General features: G+C 71.7%; 19 protein-coding genes and 1 tRNA gene. 5 read left to right on the top strand and 15 right to left on the bottom strand.

Annotated elements, in window-relative coordinates; genetic code table 11:
* The gene (gene dhaK / locus O2W15_RS07510) at positions 1-1,002 is read right to left on the bottom strand and encodes a dihydroxyacetone kinase subunit DhaK (protein ID WP_269178958.1); all 1,002 of its coding nucleotides are present in this window, start codon (positions 1,000-1,002) and stop codon (positions 1-3) included.
* 211 nt (positions 1,003-1,213) lie between these two features.
* Between dhaK and fdhA the strand changes: the two genes are divergently transcribed.
* Positions 1,214-2,440, top strand: coding sequence for a formaldehyde dehydrogenase, glutathione-independent (fdhA, locus tag O2W15_RS07515; protein WP_269178959.1), 1,227 nt, complete (start codon positions 1,214-1,216; stop codon positions 2,438-2,440).
* A gap of 37 nt (positions 2,441-2,477) precedes the next feature.
* On the opposite strand, the gene O2W15_RS07520 is transcribed toward fdhA, so the two are convergent.
* Positions 2,478-3,032 (bottom strand): GNAT family N-acetyltransferase, encoded by a 555-nt coding sequence (locus O2W15_RS07520; protein ID WP_269178960.1) that lies wholly within the window; start codon positions 3,030-3,032, stop codon positions 2,478-2,480.
* A gap of 88 nt (positions 3,033-3,120) precedes the next feature.
* Complete coding sequence (locus tag O2W15_RS23965) at positions 3,121-3,426, bottom strand: hypothetical protein (RefSeq protein WP_442928847.1); 306 nt, start codon at positions 3,424-3,426, stop codon at positions 3,121-3,123.
* A gap of 730 nt (positions 3,427-4,156) precedes the next feature.
* Between O2W15_RS23965 and O2W15_RS07525 the strand changes: the two genes are divergently transcribed.
* Positions 4,157-5,065, top strand: a complete 909-nt coding sequence (locus O2W15_RS07525) for a hypothetical protein (protein WP_269178961.1) — start codon at positions 4,157-4,159, stop codon at positions 5,063-5,065.
* A gap of 16 nt (positions 5,066-5,081) precedes the next feature.
* On the opposite strand, the gene O2W15_RS07530 is transcribed toward O2W15_RS07525, so the two are convergent.
* The 4 genes from O2W15_RS07530 to O2W15_RS07545 form a co-directional block, all read right to left on the bottom strand.
* A complete protein-coding gene (locus O2W15_RS07530; protein ID WP_269178962.1) occupies positions 5,082-5,894 on the bottom strand; it encodes a hypothetical protein in 813 nt (270 codons plus the stop codon).
* A 341-nt stretch (positions 5,895-6,235) separates the two neighbouring features.
* A complete protein-coding gene (locus O2W15_RS07535) occupies positions 6,236-6,514 on the bottom strand; it encodes a hypothetical protein (RefSeq protein ID WP_269178963.1) in 279 nt (92 codons plus the stop codon).
* Positions 6,515-6,630: 116 nt separating this feature from the next.
* Positions 6,631-7,098 carry a hypothetical protein gene (locus O2W15_RS07540; protein ID WP_269178964.1) on the bottom strand — a complete coding sequence of 156 codons (468 nt, stop codon included), beginning with the start codon at positions 7,096-7,098 and terminating at the stop codon, positions 6,631-6,633.
* A gap of 173 nt (positions 7,099-7,271) precedes the next feature.
* On the bottom strand, positions 7,272-7,973 hold the full coding sequence (locus O2W15_RS07545; protein WP_269178965.1) for a hypothetical protein: 702 nt from the start codon (positions 7,971-7,973) through the stop codon (positions 7,272-7,274).
* Between the two features lie 478 nt (positions 7,974-8,451).
* Between O2W15_RS07545 and O2W15_RS07550 the strand changes: the two genes are divergently transcribed.
* Complete coding sequence (locus O2W15_RS07550) at positions 8,452-8,631, top strand: hypothetical protein (protein ID WP_269178966.1); 180 nt, start codon at positions 8,452-8,454, stop codon at positions 8,629-8,631.
* Between the two features lie 241 nt (positions 8,632-8,872).
* Here O2W15_RS07550 and O2W15_RS07555 read toward each other — a convergent pair whose 3' ends face one another.
* The 5 genes from O2W15_RS07555 to O2W15_RS07575 all read right to left on the bottom strand — a co-directional run bounded on the left by O2W15_RS07555 (position 8,873) and on the right by O2W15_RS07575 (position 13,719).
* Positions 8,873-9,148, bottom strand: coding sequence for a helix-turn-helix domain-containing protein (locus O2W15_RS07555; protein WP_331253863.1), 276 nt, complete (start codon positions 9,146-9,148; stop codon positions 8,873-8,875).
* Between the two features lie 128 nt (positions 9,149-9,276).
* Positions 9,277-9,350, bottom strand: a tRNA-Gly gene (locus O2W15_RS07560).
* Between the two features lie 84 nt (positions 9,351-9,434).
* Positions 9,435-12,116, bottom strand: coding sequence for a S8 family serine peptidase (locus O2W15_RS07565; RefSeq protein ID WP_269178968.1), 2,682 nt, complete (start codon positions 12,114-12,116; stop codon positions 9,435-9,437).
* A 123-nt stretch (positions 12,117-12,239) separates the two neighbouring features.
* Positions 12,240-13,190, bottom strand: coding sequence for a methyl-accepting chemotaxis protein (locus O2W15_RS07570; protein ID WP_269178969.1), 951 nt, complete (start codon positions 13,188-13,190; stop codon positions 12,240-12,242).
* Between the two features lies 1 nt (position 13,191).
* The gene (locus O2W15_RS07575; protein ID WP_269162704.1) at positions 13,192-13,719 is read right to left on the bottom strand and encodes a PAS domain-containing protein; all 528 of its coding nucleotides are present in this window, start codon (positions 13,717-13,719) and stop codon (positions 13,192-13,194) included.
* Between the two features lie 187 nt (positions 13,720-13,906).
* Here O2W15_RS07575 and dcd point away from each other — a divergent pair, with 187 nt between their 5' ends.
* Both dcd and O2W15_RS07585 read left to right on the top strand, forming a co-directional pair.
* A complete protein-coding gene (gene dcd, locus O2W15_RS07580) occupies positions 13,907-14,500 on the top strand; it encodes a dCTP deaminase (protein WP_269178970.1) in 594 nt (197 codons plus the stop codon).
* Positions 14,501-14,590: 90 nt separating this feature from the next.
* Entirely contained in the window at positions 14,591-15,364 is a 774-nt protein-coding gene (locus O2W15_RS07585; RefSeq protein WP_269178971.1) for a methyltransferase domain-containing protein, read from the top strand.
* Between the two features lie 2 nt (positions 15,365-15,366).
* Here the strand turns inward: O2W15_RS07585 and O2W15_RS07590 are convergent, their stop codons facing one another.
* The 3 genes from O2W15_RS07590 to O2W15_RS07600 form a co-directional block, all read right to left on the bottom strand.
* The gene (locus O2W15_RS07590) at positions 15,367-16,677 is read right to left on the bottom strand and encodes a CynX/NimT family MFS transporter (protein WP_269178972.1); all 1,311 of its coding nucleotides are present in this window, start codon (positions 16,675-16,677) and stop codon (positions 15,367-15,369) included.
* A 50-nt stretch (positions 16,678-16,727) separates the two neighbouring features.
* Positions 16,728-17,288: a hypothetical protein gene (locus O2W15_RS07595; protein WP_269178973.1), complete on the bottom strand. Its 561-nt coding sequence runs from the start codon at positions 17,286-17,288 to the stop codon at positions 16,728-16,730.
* A gap of 145 nt (positions 17,289-17,433) precedes the next feature.
* Positions 17,434-19,725 (bottom strand): (Fe-S)-binding protein, encoded by a 2,292-nt coding sequence (locus O2W15_RS07600; RefSeq protein WP_269178974.1) that lies wholly within the window; start codon positions 19,723-19,725, stop codon positions 17,434-17,436.
* Between the last annotated feature and the right edge of the window lie 181 nt (positions 19,726-19,906).

Here is a 19,906-nt window from a genome sequence, read left to right on the forward strand (position 1 = left end):
TCAGACCCCCCACCGCAGCGCGGGGGTGCGCACCGGCGCGTCCCAGAGCCGGATCAGCTCGTCGTCGACCTTGAGCAGCGTCACCGAGCAGCCGGCCATCTCCAGGCTGGTCATGTACGAGCCGACCAGCGAGCGGGCCACCGTCACGCCGGCCTTGGCCAGCACCGCCTGCACCTCGGCGTAGACCACGTAGAGCTCGAGCAGCGGCGTCCCGCCCATCCCGTTGACGAAGGCGAGCACCCCGTCGCCGCCGGTGAAGTCCAGGTCGGCCAGCACCGGCTCCAGCAGCATCTCGGCGACCTCCCGGGCCGGGGCCATCGGGACCCTGCGGCGGCCGGGCTCGCCGTGGATGCCCACGCCCAGCTCCATCTCCCCCGCGGGCAGGTCGAAGGTGGGCTTGCCGGCGGACGGCACGGTGCAGGAGGTCAGCGCCATGCCCATGCTGCGGCCCTGCCCGTTGACCCGGCGGGCCACCTCGGCGACCTCGGCCAGCGGGCGGCCCTCCTCGGCGGCGGCGCCGGCCAGCTTCTCCACCAGCACGGTGACGCCCACGCCGCGCCGGCCGGCGGTGTACAGGCTGTCCTGGACGGCGACGTCGTCGTCGGTCACGACGGCGACCACCTCGGTGCCGGACTCCGCGGCCACCAGCTCGGCGGCCATCTCGAAGTTCATGACGTCGCCGGTGTAGTTCTTCACGATGTGCAGCACGCCGGCGCCCGCGTCGACGCCCTCGGTCGCCGCGACCATCTGGTCCGGGACGGGGGAGGTGAACACCTCGCCGGCGCAGGCGGCGTCGAGCATGCCGAGCCCGACGAACCCGCCGTGCAGCGGCTCGTGGCCGGAGCCGCCGCCGGAGACGAGCCCGACCTTCCCCGCCACCGGGGCGTCGCCGCGGAAGACGACCCGGTGCTCGGCGTCGATCCGCAGCTCCGGGTGGGCGGCGGCCATGCCGCGCAGGGCGTCGTCGACGACGTCTGCCGGGTCGTTGATGAGCTTCTTCATCGCGGGCTCCTGATCATGGGGGACGAGCGAACCGTAGGAGTGGGCCAGGTCTCAGGGCAACGGGGGGCGGTCCGCATCGTCGGACGGAGCTGCGGGGTGGACGTGACCTGGGGCACACTCGGCCTCCCATGCTCTCCGATGCATGCCGGTCGTGGTGACGTCCGGAGGGTGTGCGACCAGGACGGTCCCCCAGAGCTGAGGAGCTCCCCAGATGGCTGGCAACAGAGGCGTTGCGTACATCGAGCCCGGCAAGGTCGAGGTGCACGAGACCGACTACCCGAAGCTGGAACTGCAGGACGGTCCGGGGGTGAACCCGGCCAACGTGGGCCGCAAGCTGAACCACGGGGTGATCCTCAAGGTGGTCACCACCAACATCTGCGGCAGTGACCAGCACATGGTCCGCGGCCGGACGACGGCGCCGCCGAACCTGGTGCTCGGCCACGAGATCCTCGGCGAGGTCGTGGAGAAGGGGTCGGACGTCGAGTTCATCGAGGTCGGCGACCTCTGCTCGGTGCCGTTCAACATCGCCTGCGGGCGCTGTCGCAACTGCAAGGAGGGCAAGACCGGGATCTGCCTGAACGTGAACCCGGCCCGCCCCGGTGCGGCCTACGGGTACGTGGACATGGGCGGCTGGGTCGGCGGGCAGGCCGAGTACGTGACGGTGCCCTACGCCGACTGGAACCTGCTGAAGTTCCCGGACAAGGACCAGGCCATGGAGAAGATCCTGGACCTGACCATGCTCTCGGACATCTTCCCGACCGGCTTCCACGGCGCGGTCACCGCCGGGGTGAAGCCCGGCTCGACCGTGTACATCGCCGGGGCCGGCCCGGTGGGGCTCGCGGCGGCCGTCGGTGCCCAGCTGCTGGGCGCGTCGGTGGTGATCGTCGCCGACCTCGTCGAGCAGCGGCTGGCCCAGGCGCGCAGCTTCGGCTGCGAGACCGTCGACGTGTCCAAGGGCTCGCCGCAGGACCAGATCGAGCAGATCCTGGGGGAGCCCCAAGTGGACGCCGCCGTCGACGCGGTGGGCTTCGAGGCCCGCGGCCACGGCGAGGGAGCGGGCAAGGAGGCGCCGGCCACGGTGCTGAACTCGCTGATGGAGGTCACCGCGGCCGGTGGGGCGATCGGCATCCCCGGGCTCTACGTCACCGGCGACCCCGGGGGCATCGACGAGGCGGCCAAGGTCGGCTCGCTGTCGCTGAGCCTGGGCACCGGCTGGGCGAAGTCGCTCTCCTTCACCACCGGTCAGTGCCCGGTGATGCGCTACAACCTCGGGCTGATGAAGGCGATCCTCAACGACAAGGTGCAGATCGCGAAGGCGGTCAACGCCACGACCATCTCCCTGGACGAGGCGCCGAAGGGGTACCAGGACTTCGACTCCGGTGCGGCGAAGAAGTACGTGATCGACCCGCACGGGATGGTGGGGAAGAAGGCCGCCTGAGCGGTGGCCGGCCCGGGGCGCACGCCCCGGGCCGGCGTCACCACAGGTCGCCCCGGCGCCAGTCGCACACCAGCCGGACCGCAGGGTCCAGCGGCGCCGGGGTGGCCGGGGTGGGCAGCACGAACACCACCTCACCCGGGGTCGCGACCACTCCGTCCGGGGTCAGCGCCGCCAGGTCCCCGGACCAGGGCAGCCACCCGCGCGCGGTGTACAGCCGAGCGCCGTCCTCGCTCGCGGCCAGCGCGCCGAGCTCGAACCCGCCGCGGACGAGCCGTTCCGTCTCGGCCATCACCGCGGCCCCCACGCCCCGGCGGCGCATCGTGGCCGCGGTGGCGACGGCCTCGACGTAGCCGGTCCGCAGCGTCCGGCTGCCGGTGATGAGCTGGCGGACGACGACGGCGGCATGCCCGGCCGGCTCACCGTCCACGGTGGCCAGCACGTGCACGCCGCCGAGGGTGTGGGACCAGTCGTCGTCGCCGAACTGGCCTTGGAACGCCGTGTCGAGGAACTCCCGCAGCCGGTCGAGCTCGCTCGTGGAGAGGTCGGCGGTGGGGACGCTGCGGACGGTGACCGTCGGCCGGGGGGAGCTCACCGGACCAGCGTCGCGGAGGCGTCGCCGTGCCGCCCCGGGAGGGGGCGCTGGAGGAGGGAAGCGGGTGACGAGAATCGGACTCGCACTGTCAGCTCATCCTCCACAGCCGACGCCAGGATGCTGCGCACCAGCCGGAACACCTGGGAGCGCCGATCACCCCTGCGTCGTCGGGCCCGGTCAGCTTGGCGTGCCAGGTCCGGACGTGGCGTCGGGTGATCTTGCGCAGCTCCAGGCGATCCAAGGTTGGCAGGACGTGTCGGGTGAGCTGGTGCCTGTACGGCGCCTTTGTGCTGTCGGCCAGCGGACGACCCTTGACGCGGCGGACCACTACCCACTGTTCGGCGTAGGCGGCGAACCAAATCTTCCCGTGGGTGGGGTCGGACCAAGAACCCACCCCGTCCAAGGTCTGTGCGGAACGCGGCCAGGGCGTCGTCAGCGGCGGCGTCGGTCGGTTAGGTCTCAACCCCCGTGTGCTCCACGCCGTCGTTGTCTCGGGATCGGATCTGCCACCGATTCGAGGCGAGCTGGCGCATCGAACCGAATGTGCTCCGGCGCTTCGTGTTCTGGTTGGTTGTTGGGGTCCTCGGAGTTGGCGAAGCTGACAGTGCCTCTACGCACTCCGGGGTGTTGGTGACAACCTGCGAGTGGCTGGAGCAGGTTGGACCAGCTTGTGCTTCCGCGCCAGTGGGCGTGGGCGAAGGTTGCGGCTGGTCGTCAGCTGCTGAATCCCGTGTCTCCAGCCGGCCGCGCGTCAGCTTCAAGGGCGCGGCCGACCCTGGGGACCAACCCGGCAAGGGGTTCGACGGCCTTCCTGTGCGCAACGCCAGCAGCTGGTGCGCGCCCTGTTCGACCTCACGGTGATGCCCGGTCGTGATGCCTCGCGGTTCGTGATCGAGAATCGCGCCACCAGCGGTGCCGAGGCACTTAGCTATCCCTGACCTGGTGAGTGGCCGTACCAGAGCGACCAGTCGCTGAACCGCCTGCTTGGATAGGGCCTTCGTGAGCCGGGGGGCAACGTGGCTTGGGCAGAGGACGTCGAACGCCTGGTCGTGGACGTAGCGAGGCTCTGGGAGCACCCGGACCTCGGTCGTCTGCCGACTCCAGCGGTTGGGCCAGCCGAGCGCATGCTTGAGCTCTGGCGCGATCTTCTGGTTCAGGTGCCGCGTGACCTCGACGGGCCGGACTGGCAACCCTTCTTGAGCGACGGCAATAGAGGTTTGCTGCTCGACTTGATCGCGATGCGGTGGGGGCAAGTGCGCGAGGTCGTGCGTCGATCCCCGAAGACTTCACCGCACGATCTCGTGGACCTCACCGACGATCTCCTCGGCATGGCCATCGAGTTGTGCGATTTCCTGGCTGGTGCTTGGGCTGCAATGCCAACTCAAGACGACGACACGGTGCCTCGTGGGCCGAGGCGTCGGGCCGTAGCTCGCAAGGACGTCATCACGTCGCTAGTCCGCCTTCGAGACCAGTTCAGGTCGGAGGTAGAGCTGGCTGTGATCAGGCGAGCGGCGGCTGAGGTTAAGGAAGTCCGAGACAACACAAGGGCTGCCGCTGGTGAGATTGCGACTGGAGATCTTGCTCAGCACTTCGAGAAGTACGGCAACTCCGAGCGACGGCAGGCGGAGGGGTGGCGAGCCCTCGCGGTGGTCTTGACTGTGGGCGTCGTGGTGGCTCTCGCGTTCCTGGTCCCGGGGGAGCGCTCCGTGGCTGAGGTGCTCCAGCGCGGGGCGTTCGCCCTGCCGATCTTCGGGTTGGCGGCCTATCTGTCGGCCGAGTCGGCGAAGCACCGCAAGGCGGCTCAGTGGGCAGCCACGTTGAGAGTCCAGCTGTTGACGATCGACCTCTACGTCGCCCCGCTGGGTGCGAAGGAGGCGGCGGAGGTGCGCCAACTGCTGGCCAGGCGTGCCTTCGGTGACGTTCCGATGCTTGCCTCCGGTGACGCGACCAAGGACGAGGCAGCTATGCCGCTCAGCGTGCAGGCTGTTCTGGAACGGCTATTGGTCGAGATGCGCAGCAAGCCGGAGAAGTAGGTCAGCACCTCATCACCTACGCCTGATACTCCGGGTCGATCCAGGGCCGGACGGCCAGGGCCACGGCCTCGTACATCCGGCCCAGCTCGGTGAAGTTGAGGTCTCGGCCCTTGTGGTCGCGGAACACGACGGTGAGGGGCCAGTTCAGCTTGACCAAGAACTCGTCAGGCGCGGGACCTACGAACCGGAAGCGGGTGGCCTCGTCGCCGTGGGCTAGCAGCGCGCTCCGAGCGGGCGTCCAAATGATCTGTACCTGCGTGGTCGCGGGCAGGACCGACAGCACCTCCTGGTCGGCATCGGGGGCGGTGTAGGAGATGGCGGCGTGGAGCATCTGGTGCTTGTCTGCGTTGTTCACCCGCCCCACCAGCGCGAGCGGGTGGTGAGTGGGGTCGTCGGCGTGGAACGGCTGGACGTCCTCGATCAGGTCGAGGGCCTCGCGCGTCACACCGGCCAGCGGCCCGTCTGCTGGCCAAAGGTCGGCGACCGATGCCGTCCACTCGTTGAGGTGCGTGCTTAGCGGGAACTTGTGGTGGCTCTTGGGGGTACCGCCGTTGCGCACGACGAGCGCGGTGACGAGGTTGTCCAACGCGCTCCGGGCGTTGTGGGCGAACTCGCCGAGCATGAGGCTCATCGCGGGGTGCGGCTCAGCTGTCGGTTCGTAGATCGAGGAGAACGAGCCGTCGGCGTTCGCCTCCGGGCGGGCCGCGGTCGGCGAGCTGAGGACCCGGTCGATCTCCTCCGTCAAACCCTCGGACAGCACGCGGGCCCGATAGACCTTGAGGGCTACGCCCAGGAGGACCTCGTCGGGGTCGATCTTGTGAGTCGCCACGTACCGACCATCAGGGCCGCCCGGGCAGGAGTGCCGAAGGCTCGCCGGTCGGTCGCTACGTGGGCGCTTAGGCTCTGCGTGCGGCGGTCTCGTCGTCCAGGGCGGCCGAGGCGAGCACGGCCCGGACGGTGGAGGGTGCCACTTGGCGCCGCCCTGGGCCTACGAGGTGGCGCACCTGTGCCGGGCTCCGGGGACCTGGAGGAGCCGGTGCCCGGCACAGGCTTGGAACCCCGGCGGTCGGCACCCAGCCCCGTGGCTGGGCGGTTGAGTCCGACGACGCCGGGAGCTTGTGTCAGCGGAAGACGGACGTCGTCCGCGAGGTCGTGGCCTGCTCGCCGAACTCAGCGCGCACGGCGGCGGCTGCTGGGGGCCGCTCGCTCTCCGGGCGCCGGGCGCCGGTCGACGTCCAGACGACGCGCCTCCCGGGCCTCCATCCAGGCCAAGCTGCCCGGCTCGTGGCGGCCACGGCCCTCCGGCCACGGCCCGCGCCGGAACTTGACCTCGTGCCACCGGTCGAGCTGGGCGGCCTCGTCCATCTCGAAGACGCTCTCGCCACGTCCGTTGCGGCCGGCCTCCAGCAGCTCCGGCGTGACGAGCAGCTCCTGCCTGTGTGCGAGCACCTCGCTGTTGGTGATCCGGCTCAGGCGGGTGACCTAGGTCGGGACGATCAAGCCCGACCCGAAGAAGTGGACGAGGAACGCGGTCGGCGCGGTGGTCTGGTCGGTGGTGGTGTCGGTCATCGGGAGACTCCAGTCGAGGGAGCGGGGGCGGGGACTGCAGTGAGAGCCGTGGGGCGGCTGGTGGTGCGCATCGCGTCGGCCACCTCAGCGGACCCGGCAGCTTCGACAGCTGCGGCCAGCTCGTCGGCCAGGGCGGGGTGTGTGCGGGCGACCTCGATGAGGGCGGTGACCATTGCGTCCATCTCGCCGATGGCGCCGAGTACCTCCTCGGAGTCGATGCCGAGGCGGGCGAGCAGCGTGAGGAGGGTGTCCCGCTCGGTGGCGACCGCCTCGAGCAGCAACCCGGCGTTGTGGGTCTTGTGCGCGTGCTGCCGCACGGCGGCCGCCTCATCGGCCAGTACCAGCAGGCGGCGGGCGAAGTCGGTGACCCGAGTTCCATCGACTGCCTCGCTGACCTCGCGCAGCGTGCTGGCTACGTGGTTGCGGAGCCTGCGGCCTGCCGATTCGCCGTATGGGGTGCCCACCGCGATGCTGCGGACGGACTCACCATCCAGTGCGCGGCGGGTCCACTCGGCGCCCCTGGGGTCCATGCACCAGGCGCACCGACCGGGGCCTCCGGTGGCGCGGTGCGCCGCATCCGCCGCTGTCGTTCGCATGATCAGTCCATCGGGCGGCGTGCGGCGCAACCTCTCCGAGATCAGCTCGGCTCGTCGGAGTCGAGCAGGAAGAGGCAGCGCGAGCCGGTGGGCGTGATGACCCACGCCTCTGGTCCGGGCTGGCTGCTGTAGTTCACGCCCGTGTTGTCGCGCAGCAGGCCGGTGCCGCTGAGGGTGGCCACCAGTGGCTCCATCACGTCCGCTAGGTCGGGCAACGCCTGGGCGATCACCGGCACCTGCCACCCCGTGACCCCGATGTGGCGCACGTCGAGCAGCTCCGGCGGTGGCAGGCGAATGCGCTCCAGGTGGTCGAGCACGACGACGTGCGGCCCGTCCAAGGCTTCTAGTGCTCGTGCCAAGATCAGCGCCTCAGCGGTGTCCCCGTCCTCCTGGAGTCCGTCGGCCAGTACTTTGCCCAGTGCCTCGACCTTCTCCGGGATGGTTGACCTGGCCGACGCCTCGATCACCCGGGCTAGCAGCTCCAGCCGGTCCTCGTAGGCGAGCGATCTCTCCAAGACGATGTCCACGCCGACGCCCATGCGGTCGGCTGCGACTTCGATCGACCGGGTGCTCTTGTTGACCCAGTGCGTCCGGATGGCGACAGCGGCCTGGACTGCCACGGGGGCGAGGCCGCTCGCCAGCGACTCCACCGGGTTGGCGCCCGCGAGGATCCCGCCGATGACTCCGCTGGCGCTCATCGTGAGCGCCAGGCGCAGCTCCTTGCCGGGGGAGTCGTCAGCCATGGCGCCAGCTTGCCCCGCCAGCCTCCTACTTGGGCACTACGTTGGGCGTTCGGATCTGGCGGGTCCGGAGGAGCGTCGGGGCGGTGGTGGACGACCTACGGCAGGCGTTCGTGGACTGGGCGGGCCTAGCTAGAGGTCAAGGCCCGCCATGATCGCGTTGCGGTCGACCGGCCCCACGACTCGTCGCACGCGGCCGTCTGCGGATCCGGCATCACCAGCCGGCTCAAGCGGCCACCCGCTACAGCGCTGTCCGGGGAAGCGTCAATGCAACCTCGCGTCCGCTGCCCTGGCTCGGCCGAGCCGAGCCGAGCCGAGCCGAGCCGAGCCAGCTAGCGGGTTGCAGCCAAGAATCGGTGTCCTCTCCCCATCGAGTGACTCAACGGAGCGACGGGGTGGGCGAGGCGGCAGGCCGTGTCGAGAAGTAGGCAGCCGCCGAGCCCTATTTTCGGAGCGGGACCGCAGAAAGCAGGACGTCCTGGTGATCGCCGCCCTCGTGCTCCTCATGACGCTCTTGTCGGCCGTCGGGCTGCTCGGCTCGATCGCCGTCGGGCTGTTTGTCTTGGCGCGGATCGGCCTGCTCATCGCCAAGGTGGCGGTGCTAGGCCTGGCGCTCATGGCGGTCGTGGCCGCGTTCTCGTGGCTCCTCGGGGGCGGCTGATGGTGGTGTGAGCGCCGCAAGCAGTCACGTTCCTGATTAGTCCTGCTCGTAGGGCGTGACACCCCGGCTCCACCGGCGGAGCCGGGCGGCGCCCGGAGGTGGCCGCGAGCGGGTCTGGGCGGAGCCGGTCGCCGGTCTCTACTGGGTCCCGACCGGACATATCGCGGGGACGTAGGTCTTGCCCACGTAGGCGTCCAGGTCCCGCCGGTTGAAGAACAGTCGCCCGCCGACGTCGCCCGTTTCAGAGGCTGGCGTTGGAGTGCTCGGCCTCGTAGTCCAGGACGTCGCTGAGCCGGTAGCGCACCGACCGGCCGATGCGGGTGACGGGCAGGTCCCCGCTGTCGACCATGCGCCTGAGCGTCCGGTCGGTAGCCGACCATCGGGCGGCCAGCTCAGGGACGGTCAGGAATACGGGCGCGGACTGGCGAGGGCGTGGACGGACAGCAGGCATGGGATCTCTACAGAGTGTCCGCCCAAAGTGACAAGCCACGGCCAAGGCGTTCAGGCCCCGTGCCATGGCCGTGCCACTCCCGTGCCACTACAGGTGTCCGCTGGCGCCGTTCTTGTCCGGACATGTCCGGTGCCTAGGGCGGGGGCCATCTGGCGGCTCACCGGGCCGGATGCGCTGGTCGCCGGTGAGGCGCGTGGAGCGGGTGACGAGAATCGAACTCGCACTGTCAGCTTGGGAAGCTGATGTTCTACCATTGAACTACACCCGCGACAGGTCAGTGACCTGTCCGAGAGCTTAGCAAGACAGGCGCCCCCGACCGGTACCCGGTCGGGGGCGCCTGTGTCTCAGCGGCTCAGAGCAGCACGCCTCGGCAGCTGGTGCTGCAGTCCAGCGACCAGAACGAGCTGCCTAGCCGCCCGAAGGCCGCCGAGCGCACCAGCCGCTCGCCGTTCGGCCCGACTGCGGTGACCAGGGACGAGCCGCCGCCCGTGCCCGGCGTGCTGCCGGAGTCCGGCGTCGACCCGTCGTCCGTGCCCGGCGCCGTGCCGCCGCTGGCCGGCTCCTCGACGTAGGTGAGGCCGTCGGCCAGCACCGAGGACTCCGTGCCGGACGGACCGAAGACGGAGACGTCGTACACCCCGACCACCAGCTCCGGTGCGGTGAAGACGACCGACGTGCTGTCGGAGCTGACGACGGTGGCCTCCCGGGTGTCCCCGATCCGCACCCGTGCGCCGTCGGGGACGTTGGTCCCGGTGACCGTGACCCGCGTCCCGCCGGCGGTGCTGACGACCGCTGGGGAGATGCTGGTCAGCCCGAACGGCCCGACCTCCGGGTAGGTGATGACGGTCGGCGGCGGGGTGGTGTCGCCCGGCGCGGGGTCCGTGGTCCCGGGGTCACTGGTGCCCGGGTCCGTCGTGCCGGGGTCACTGGTGCCCGGGTCCGTCGTGCCGGGGTCGCTCGTGCCCGGGTCCGTCGTGCCGGGGTCGCTCGTGCCGGGCTCGGTGGTGCCCGGACCCGTCGTACCGGGGTCACTGGTGCCCGGGTCCGTCGTCCCGGGGTCGCTCGTGCCCGGGTCCGTCGTACCGGGGTCGCTCGTGCCGGGCTCGGTGGTGCCCGGACCCGTCGTGCCGGGGTCGGTGGTGCCCGGGTCGGTCGTGCCGGGCGTGCTGCCTCCGGTGCCGGGGTCCGTCGTCCCGGGCTCGGTGGTGCCCGGGCCCGTCGTCCCGGGGTCGGTGGTGCCGGGGTCCGTCGTCCCGGGGTCCGTCCCCGGCGCCGTCCCGCCGTCCGGTGCCGGTGCCGGGGTCGAGGTGTCGCCGACCAGCAGCGGCGCAGCGAAGGTGCTGCCGAACGGCTGGCCGTCCACGAGCAGCTGCGCGCTGAAGGCGTAGCGGCCGGTGGCGAGGTCGATCGAGGGGGCGAGCTCCAGGCCCTCCACCGTGGTCAGCGTGCCCAGCGGGACGGTGACCTGGCCGGCGTCGTCGGTGGTCAGCGTCGTGCCGGCGACCGTGACGGGCTCACCGGACAGTGCCCAGACCTCGCCGCCGTGCTCCATGCCCAGGCCGAGCACGAGCTCGTAGCTGCCGGCCAGCTCGGGACCGGTCGTCCGGACCCGCGGAGTCGCCGGGCCCGTCGGGGCCGTCATCGAGGTGAACTGGTAGCCGACGGAGGCCGCACCGGGGTCCAGCCGGCTGACGTTCAGCCGGCCGCCGGTGACCGACTTGCCGGTGAAGGCGGCGATCGGGTCGACGTCGGCCAGCAGCGCCGCCCGCAGCTCGGCGGTGCTCGCGGTCGGCATGGTGGCCCGGTGGAGCGCCAGGGCGGCGGCCACCTGGGGTGCGGCGATCGACGTCCCTGTCACCAGCTGGTAGCCGCCGTCGTTCGAGGTGGTGAAGACGAGCTCGCCGGGGGCGAAGAGGTCGACGGAGGTGGCGCCGTAGGCCGAGGAGGGGGCCACGGTGTCGGCGGCGGTCGAGTTGCCGACCGTGACGACGTTCGGCTCGGTCAGGCTCGCCGGGTACACCGGCGCGGTGTCCCGGTCGGCGGCGTCGTTGCCCGCAGCGGCGACGACGAGCACGCCCTTGGTCTCGGCGTAGGCGATGGCGGCACGCAGGGCGTCCAGTTGCGGCCCGGTGCCCGGGCCGCCCCAGGAGGCGGTGACCACGGCGGCGCCGTGGTCGGCGGCGTAGCGGATCGCCTGGGCGCCGAGGTTGACGTCGACGCCCTCGCCGGAGCCGATCACCAGCGGCATCAGGGTCACGTCGGGGGCGACGCCGGCCGAACCGACCCCGTTGTCCTTGCGGGCGCCGATGACGCCGGCGACCGACGTGCCGTGCCCGCCGCCCGCGCCGTTGTCGACGTCGGGGCTGTTCGTCGTGAAGTTCCAGCCGTGGCAGTCACCGGCCAGGCCGTTGCCGTCGACGTCGACCGAGCCGCAGGACTCGGCCGGGTTGGTCCACAGCGAGCCGGCCAGGTCGGGGTGGTCGGAGTCGAAGCCGGTGTCGACGACGGCGACGATGAGGCCGGCGCCGGTGGAGGCGTCCCAGCCGACCGAGCCGTCGATGTCGGCGTCGGCCACCACCGGGGACTGGCCGTAGGCGTTGGACCCGGTGTTCTCCAGGTGCCAGGCGTACGGCGCGTAGTACGGGTCCGAGGCGGTGCCGAACACCGGCACCGAGGGGGAGAGCTCCACCGCGGCGACGCCGGGCAGGGCGCGCAGCTGGGGCAGGGTGGGACCGTCGACGGCGACCAGGGCGGTGCCGTCGAAGAGCCGCTGCGCGGAGTCGACGCCGTCCTGCTGGTCCAGTCCGGCCAGGAACTCCGGCGTCGCGTCCCCCGCTGCTGCGGTGACCACGTACCGGGTCAGCCCGTCCCCGGGGCCGAAGCCCTCCGCCACGGGGACCGTCGGCGGGCCGACCAGCGCGTCCACGGCTGCGGCACCGCCGAAGCCGGTCAGCGCAGCGGCGACGACGGCGACCACGCGCACGCCCCGGCCGTGCGCGGGCAGCCGACTGCCCTGGTGGCCCACGAGATCCATCCGGTCCTCCTCCGAGGGGCACCCCGTGCCGTTACGGCGGTGCTCGAAGGAGGGGCATCGGTCCGGCAGGTCCTCCGCTGGAGCGGCCCGGTCGCCGCTCCCCCCATCGGGTGACCCCGGACCTCAGCCCCGCATCGCGCCCAGGAAGCCGGTCATCTCCGACCGCAGCTTCTCCGCCATCTGGGACAGCCCGGTGGTGTCGCTGCCGGCCGGCCCCAGCGACGCGGAACCGTCGACCGCTGCGGCGATCCCGTCGACCAGCCCGTTCATCTCCGTCACGGTGTTCCCGACGTTGCTCATCACGGTCGCGACGTCGTCGCAGGCCGCGCGCACCGTCTCCACCTGGGTGGTCACCCGCTCGGTGGCCCGGGCGGTCTGGTCGGCGAGGTCCTTGACCTCGGAGGCGACGACGGCGAACCCCTTGCCCGCCTCGCCCGCGCGGGCCGCCTCGATGGTGGCGTTCAGCGCGAGCAGCCGGGTCTGGTCGGCCACCGTCTCGATGAGCGCGATGACCTGCCGGATCTCGGTCGAGGAGCGGTCCAGCGAGGTGATCGAGTCCTGGGCGCGGTCCACCTCGGTGCTCGCGGCGGTGGCTGCCCCGGTGAGGCCGGCGGCGGAGGCGCTGAGCTCGGTGGCCGCGGTGGCCACGCCCTCGCTCATCGCCAGCACCACGGACTCGAACTCGTCGGCCAGCCGCAGCCGGGAGTCCCGGGCCTCCACCACGCGATCGGCACTGCACCGCATCGCGTCCCGGGCTGCGTTGATGTCCGACGCGCTCTGCCGGTAGGCGCCGGGCAGGCCGGTGAGCAGCACCTGCCGGTGGAAGCGGCCCTCGGCCGCCGAGGTCAGCGCGGCGCTGGACTCCCGGATGAAGGCATCGGAGACGTCGAGCGCGCGGTTGACGCTGTGCTGCAGCGCGACCAGCTCCGGGACGCCGTCGGACCCGGGGACCGGGCGGCTGCGCGCCTCGAGGTCGCCCCGGGCTGCGGCATCGCAGGCCTCGGTCAGCTGCTGGACGAAGGCCCGGTAGACGGCCAGCTCGGCCGCGTCGCTGGAGGAGGGACGCCGTGGCATCTCAGTCGCCCTTCTCGCTGATGATCGACCAGATGAAGTCCTCGTAGCTGGGTGCCCGTTCCGCGATCAGCCGGCGCAGCAGCTCGCTGGAGGCCGCCACCGCGGCCCGCGCCGTGGGGTGCCGCCGCTCCTCGGTGAGCAGTTGGTCGTAGAGCGGCTTGACCGCCGCGATCCCGGCGCGGGAGGGCCGGCGCCGGTTGGAGTGGTAGCCCACCACGGCGCCGTCCGGCCCGTAGGAGGGCGTGACGTGCGCGAGCACCCAGTAGTGGGCGCCGTCGGCGGCCAGGTTGTCGATGTAGGCGAACAGCTCCTGCCGCTGGGCCAGGGTCTCCCAGAGCAGGGCGAACACCGCGCGGGGCATGTCCGGGTGCCGGATCAGGTTGTGCGGCTGGCCGATCACCTCGTCGAGGGAGTAGGCGCCGACCCGCAGGAACACGTCGTTGGCGTAGGTGATCACCCCGCGGGCATCGGTCTTGGAGACGATGAGCTCGTCGGGGGAGAAGGTGCGTTCGACCCCGGTCGGTCGCACCGCCCGGCGTTCCGTACGAGGCCTGTCCGGTGTCGCTGTCGTCAGGACCACGGGCCTCTGCTTCCGTCCACTGCCGTTCCGGCACTCGGTTGTCTCCCGGCTACATCGGCAGGGGGCCAGTGCTGTTGACCCGGGTCGGGCGAGACGGGACCAAGGTCTCGAGCGGGCGGTCCCTAGACTCCGCGCCATGCTGCTGTCCGACCGCGACATCCGAGCGGCCCTGGCGACCGGCCGGCTCGGGATCGAGCCCTACGAGCCGGCGATGGTGCAGCCCTCGAGCATCGACGTCCGGCTCGACCGGTTCTTCCGGGTCTTCAACAACGCCCGGTACACCCACATCGACCCGGCCGAGCAGCAGGACGACCTGACCACCCTGGTCGAGCCCACCGGTGACGACGCCTTCGTGCTGCACCCGGGTGAGTTCGTGCTCGGGTCGACGCTCGAGGTCGTCCGCATCCCCGACGACCTCGCCGCCCGGCTGGAGGGGAAGTCCTCCCTGGGGCGGCTCGGGCTGCTCACCCACTCGACGGCGGGGTTCGTCGACCCCGGGTTCACCGGGCACATCACGCTGGAGCTGTCCAACGTGGCGAACCTGCCGATCACGCTGTGGCCGGGGATGAAGATCGGCCAACTGTGCCTGTTCCAGCTGAGCTCGGCGGCCGAGCACCCCTACGGCTCGGCGGTCTACGGCTCGCGCTACCAGGACCAGCGCGGACCGACGCCGTCCCGGTCGTTCCGCAACTTCAGCCGGGCGCAGACCCGCCGCCCCGACCCGGCCTGACGGGTGCCCGCGGGCGGCGGGTGTCCGACGACTCGGTGAACGGTGGCGCGAGGCCGGATGACGGACCGCCTTCTGGGGTAGGCCTGCCCCATGGACCCCCGGGACACTGCTGTTCTCCTGCCTCAGCCGTCGGGCAACCACATCGTGGACGGCTTCTTCGACTGTGCCGAGGAGTCGGCGCACTACGCGTTCTCGGTGCAGCTCCTGCTGACGCAGTACGCGACGCTGGTGCCCTGGCAGACCGAGGGGGTCGCGGAGCTCGGCAGCGGCGACGCTCGGGCCATCGCCCACGTCGTCCGGGCGGTGCCCGGGTTGCAGGTCCACGGCACCGACATCAGCGCGACGTCGGTCGAGCGGGCCCGGCAGACGATCAGCGGCCTCGGCGTGGCCGACCGCTACGCCGTCGAGCACGGTGACTTCTTCGCCTGGGCCGACTCCCCGAGCGGGCGGGACGTCTCCACGGTGATCGCCAACCCGCCCTACATCCCGGCACCGGACGCCGACATCCTGATGCCCGAGCTGTGGGGCGGCTGGTACGGCAACGACATGGTGCTCCGGCTGCTCAAGGCCGGGTTCGATCACCTGCTGGTCGCGCTGCCCAGCTACTCCGACCCCGCCGCCACCCTGGCCACGGCCCGCGACCTCGGGTACCAGGTGGCCAACTTCCTGGCGATGGGCCTGGAGTTCGGCGCGTACAGCGGGGAGCCCCGGGTGCGTGAGCACATCGCCGAGCTCACCGCGGAGGGGCGCGGCTGGGCGGGTGAGGACTCCTACGTCGTCGCCGTCGCACTGCTCACCCGGTCACCGGAGCTGCGCCGGGACCGGTCCACGGAGCTGCTGCGCGCGCTGCAACTGCCGGTCTGAGCTCAGCGCTCGGGGCGCGGGAGGACGACCGGTGGTTCGGCGCCGGCGACCTCGGTCTCCGGGAAGTCCCCCGGGCGACCGGCCGGGCCGCTGAGCGCGGGCACCTCGTCGTCGACGTACCTCGGCCGGCAGATGCTCCAGCCGGTGGCCAGCAGCAACCCGACCCCGGCGTAGACCAGCACGAACATGCCGGTGTAGCCGCCGGTGAGGCCCCGCAGCAGACCGACCAGCAGCGGGCCCACCCCGGCCAGTGCGTACCCCCAGCCCTGGGCGACGGTGGAGAGAGCGCTCACCGACTCCGGGGTGCGCCCGCGCAGCCCGAAGAGGGCCAGGATCATCGCGAACGTGCCCATCCCCAGCCCGAGCAGGCAGACCCACAGCCAGGTCAGCGTGAGCGGGGCCAGCAGCAGGCCGGTCCAGCCGGCCAGGTAGCAGGCGACGAAGGCCAGCAGCATCGGCCGCTGCCAGTTCGGCCGCACCGTGCCGAGCGGGACGACGGCGTTCAGCGGGATCACGATCAGCGCGTTCAGCCCGACCAGGAACCCGGCTGCCTCCGCGGACATCCCCTGGTCGCGGAGGTACTGCGCCGTCCAGCCGACGATGACGTAGGCCTGCATCGCCTGCAGGCCGAAGAAGGCCGCCATCGTCCAGGCCAGCCGGCTGCGCCCGAGCGCGCGCAGCCGCACCGCGGCGTGCCGGCCCCGGGAGGCGCCCGGCCGGACCGGCACGGCGAGCCAGGGCAGCGCCGCGACCAGCGCGAACGCCGCCCAGATCCCGAGGCCCCAGCGCCAGCCCTCGGCGCCGGCCGCCTCGGCGATCGGCGCGGTGGAGACGCTGGCGACCGCCCCGCCGATCGCCAGCGCCGTGCTGTAGGCGCCCACCAGCAGCCCGGTCCGGTCCGGGAACCACCGCTTGACAAGCCCGGGCAGCAGCACGTTCCCCAGCGCCCCGCCGACCATCGTGGCCACGGTGCCGAGCAGGAAGACCCACACGTTCGGCACCGACACCCGCAGCAGCAGCCCGATCGCCATGACCAGCAGGGCCGCGGCCAGCACGTGCCCGTCGCGATACCGGGCGGCCAGCGGCGGGCCGGCGAAGCCGATCAGGGCGAAGCAGATCAGCGGCATGCTGGTGATCAGGCCGGCGAGGCCGGAGGAGATGCCGAGACCGCGCTCGATCTCCTCCAGCACCGGGCCGACGCTGTTCACCGCGGTGCGCAGGTTGAACCCGGTCAGCACGATCGCCGTCCCGACCAGAACGAGCCCCTGCCGGGAGGAGGTGCGCGTCGGCGGTGGGGCGGCGCTGCGGGTCACGTCCGCTCATCCTCCTCCCCGAGCCGCCGAAGCCCGGGAGTCGGGTGCTGCTACCCGGTACCGGTCACCGTGACCGGCACCGCGGCCACCTGCTCGGTCGTGCCGTCGCCGGCCACCCGCAGCATCGCCAGGTCGTGGACGCCGTCACCGGCCGGGGCGGCCAGCCGCAGGGTCGGGCTCACGCACTGGGGCAGCCGGAACGCCGGTCCAGCAGGGGTCTCGGTGTAGCTGACGGTGGTGCCGGCGTCGCCGCGGACCGGTTCGCCGTCCAGGGTCATCACGTAGTCGACGTCCTCGGCCCCGGTCACCCGGAACCGCAGCGGCTGGCCGGCGGTGACGACGCTGCTGGCCACGGCGATCTGCGGGGCGTCGCAGTCGGCGGTGATCGGCACGTCCTGGGCGCCGCGGCCGCCGACGGCGGCGAGCACCGACATCGCCACGATCGCGAGGGCCAGCCAGGTCCAGTGGCGGCTGCGCCGGATCGTCGGGCGGTCGTCGGCCAGCGCGCGCTCGTCGTTGACGTCGCGGGCGTAGTGCATGCGCGTGCTACGGGAGGCTGCGGTCCGTTCGGCCTCCCCGCGGCGACGACCGCCGCCGTACGGAGAGCTCATGGTGCCCAGTGTCCCTCCGGCTCGTCCCCCTGCACCGACGACCGTCCCCCCGCACCAGCGTTCGTGCGGGGGGACGGTCGTTCCCGGCCCCGCTGCAGGGGCCCGCCGCGCGCCTGCGAGCGGTGGGGGGCAGCGGGGTCCTTCGTCAGTTGTGCTGGGTGGCGGCGGAGCCGGTGCCGGCCGGGTCGTCGGGCACGGTGCCCACGCCCGGGCCGGACTCCGTGCCCGGCGCACCCGCAGGGGCCATCGAGCGGAGCAGGATCTGGCTGACGTCCAGGACCTCGACGTGCGACTTCGCCTCGCCGGCCTGCTGCTTGCTGGTCACCGCGTCCGACAGCATCGTGATGCAGAACGGGCAGGCGGTGGAGATGACGTCCGGGTCCAGCTCGAGCGCCTCCTCGGTGCGCTCGACGTTGATCCGCTTGCCGATCTTCTCCTCCATCCACATCCGCGCGCCGCCGGCGCCGCAGCAGAAGCCGCGGTCCTTGCAGCGGTGCATCTCCTGGGTGGACAGGCCCTTCACCGAGTCGAGGATCTCCCGCGGGGGTGTGTAGACCTTGTTGTGCCGGCCCAGGAAGCACGGGTCGTGGTAGGTGACCTTGCGGTCGATCGGGGTGACCGGGGTCAGCCGCCCCTCCTCGACCAGCTGGCCGAGCAGCTGGGTGTGGTGGACGACGTCGTAGTCGCCGCCCAGCTGCGGGTACTCGCGGTTGATCGAGTTGAAGCAGTGCGGGCAGGTGGCGACGATCTTCCGTCGTCCGGCCGGGCGCTCCTCGAAGACGGCGTTGAGCGTCTCCACGTTCTCCTGCGCCAGCTGCTGGAAGAGGAACTCGTTGCCCATCCGGCGGGCCGGGTCACCCGAGCAGGTCTCCCCGTTGCCCAGGACGGCGAACTCCACGCCGGCGATGTGCAGCAGCTCGGCGACGGCCTTGGTGACCTTCTTGGCGCGGTCGTCGATGGCGCCGGCGCAGCCGACCCAGAACAGGTACTCGACGTCGTCGTCGATCGCGCCCTCGACCTGCCGGACCTCGAAGTCCAGGTCCTTCATCCACTCCTCGCGGATGTTGCCGCCCACGCCCCACGGGTTCCCGCGGTTCTCCAGGTTGCGCATCATCACGCCGGCCTCGGAGGGGAAGCTGGACTCGATCAGCACCTGGTAGCGACGCATGTCCATGATGTGGTCGACGTGCTCGATGTCGACCGGGCACTGCTCGACGCAGGCACCGCAGTTGGTGCAGCTCCACAGCACATCGGGGTCGATGACCCCGCCTTCTTCGAGGGTGCCGACCAGCGGGCGGTGCGCCTGGGCGTCGTTGGTGCCCTCGATCCGGGCGTAGCCCGACGCCCAGACCTGCTCGGCGCTGGGCTCCAGGGTGGTGAAGTCGGCGAAGTTCGGCGCATCGTCGGAGGCCTTGGTCGCGCCGGTCAGGTACGGGGCCTTGGCGTACAGGTGGTCCCGCAGGTCCATGATCACCATCTTCGGCGACAGGGGCTTGCCGGTGTTCCAGGCCGGGCACTGGCTCTGGCACCGCCCGCACTCGGTGCAGGTGGTGAAGTCCAGCATCCCCTTCCAGGTGAAGTCCTCGATCTTGCCGCGGCCGAAGACGTCGTCCTCGCCCGGGTCCTCGAAGTCGATCGGCTTGCCGCCCGAGGTCATCGCCGGCAGCGGGCCGAGGGCCTGCGTGCCGTCGTCCTCACGCTTGAAGTAGATGTTGAAGAACGCGCTGAACCGGTGCCACGCGACGCCCATGTTGAGCACCCGGGAGATGGTGATCAGCCAGCCCAGGCTCACCACGATCTTGATGAACGCGACGACCGACAGCAGGTCGGGGTTGGCCGGGACGATGTTCGCCAGCAGGCCGGAGACCGGGTGCGACCAGGCCGGCGCGTCGGTGAGGTCGGCGGCGACCTTGATCGCGCGGATCAGCAGGATGCAGATCCCGATGGTGAGGACGACGGCCTCGACGAAGTAGCCGCGCCCCTCGTTCGACCCGGCGAACCGGCTGGACCGGCCCTGCCGGCGCGGGTGGTCGAGCTGGCGCCGGACGATCAGGTACAGGATGCCGAGCACCGTGGCCGCGCCGATCAGGTCGACGAAGAGGTTCCACAGCGCCCACTCGCCGATCAGCGGGAGGTGCCATTCCGGGTTGAAGACCTCCCCGAACGCCTCGACGAGGGTGAGGAAGAGGCCGTAGAACCCGATGAAGACGAACCAGTGGGCGGCGCCGATGGCCGACCACTTGAGCATCCGGGTGTGCCCCAGCGACTCGACCGCCAGCGTCTTCAGCCGCGGGCCGACCGGGCCGGAGCGGGTCGGGTCTGGCTGGCCGGTGCGGAAGATCCGCAGCATCGCGCGGACGGCCTTGGTGGCATAGACCACCGAGACGACCAGCAGGATCACGGCCAGCGTGCCGAGGACGATCTGCAACGGGCCCATGGGCTCCCTCTCGTGCGTGCGCGGGCGTCGTCGCCCACCCGGCACGGACACTAACCGGGCGCCCACAGGCTACTTACGGGTAACCCTCGAGCCCCGCCCCCGCCGGGCCGCCGCCGAGCCCGCCGGCCTCACCTCCCGGGGGCCGACCGCACCCTGTGCGGTGAGGGCGGCGCCCGGGAGG

Origin of the sequence: Modestobacter sp. VKM Ac-2979 (assembly GCF_026967995.1) — a bacterium.
Lineage (GTDB): Bacteria > Actinomycetota > Actinomycetes > Mycobacteriales > Geodermatophilaceae > Modestobacter.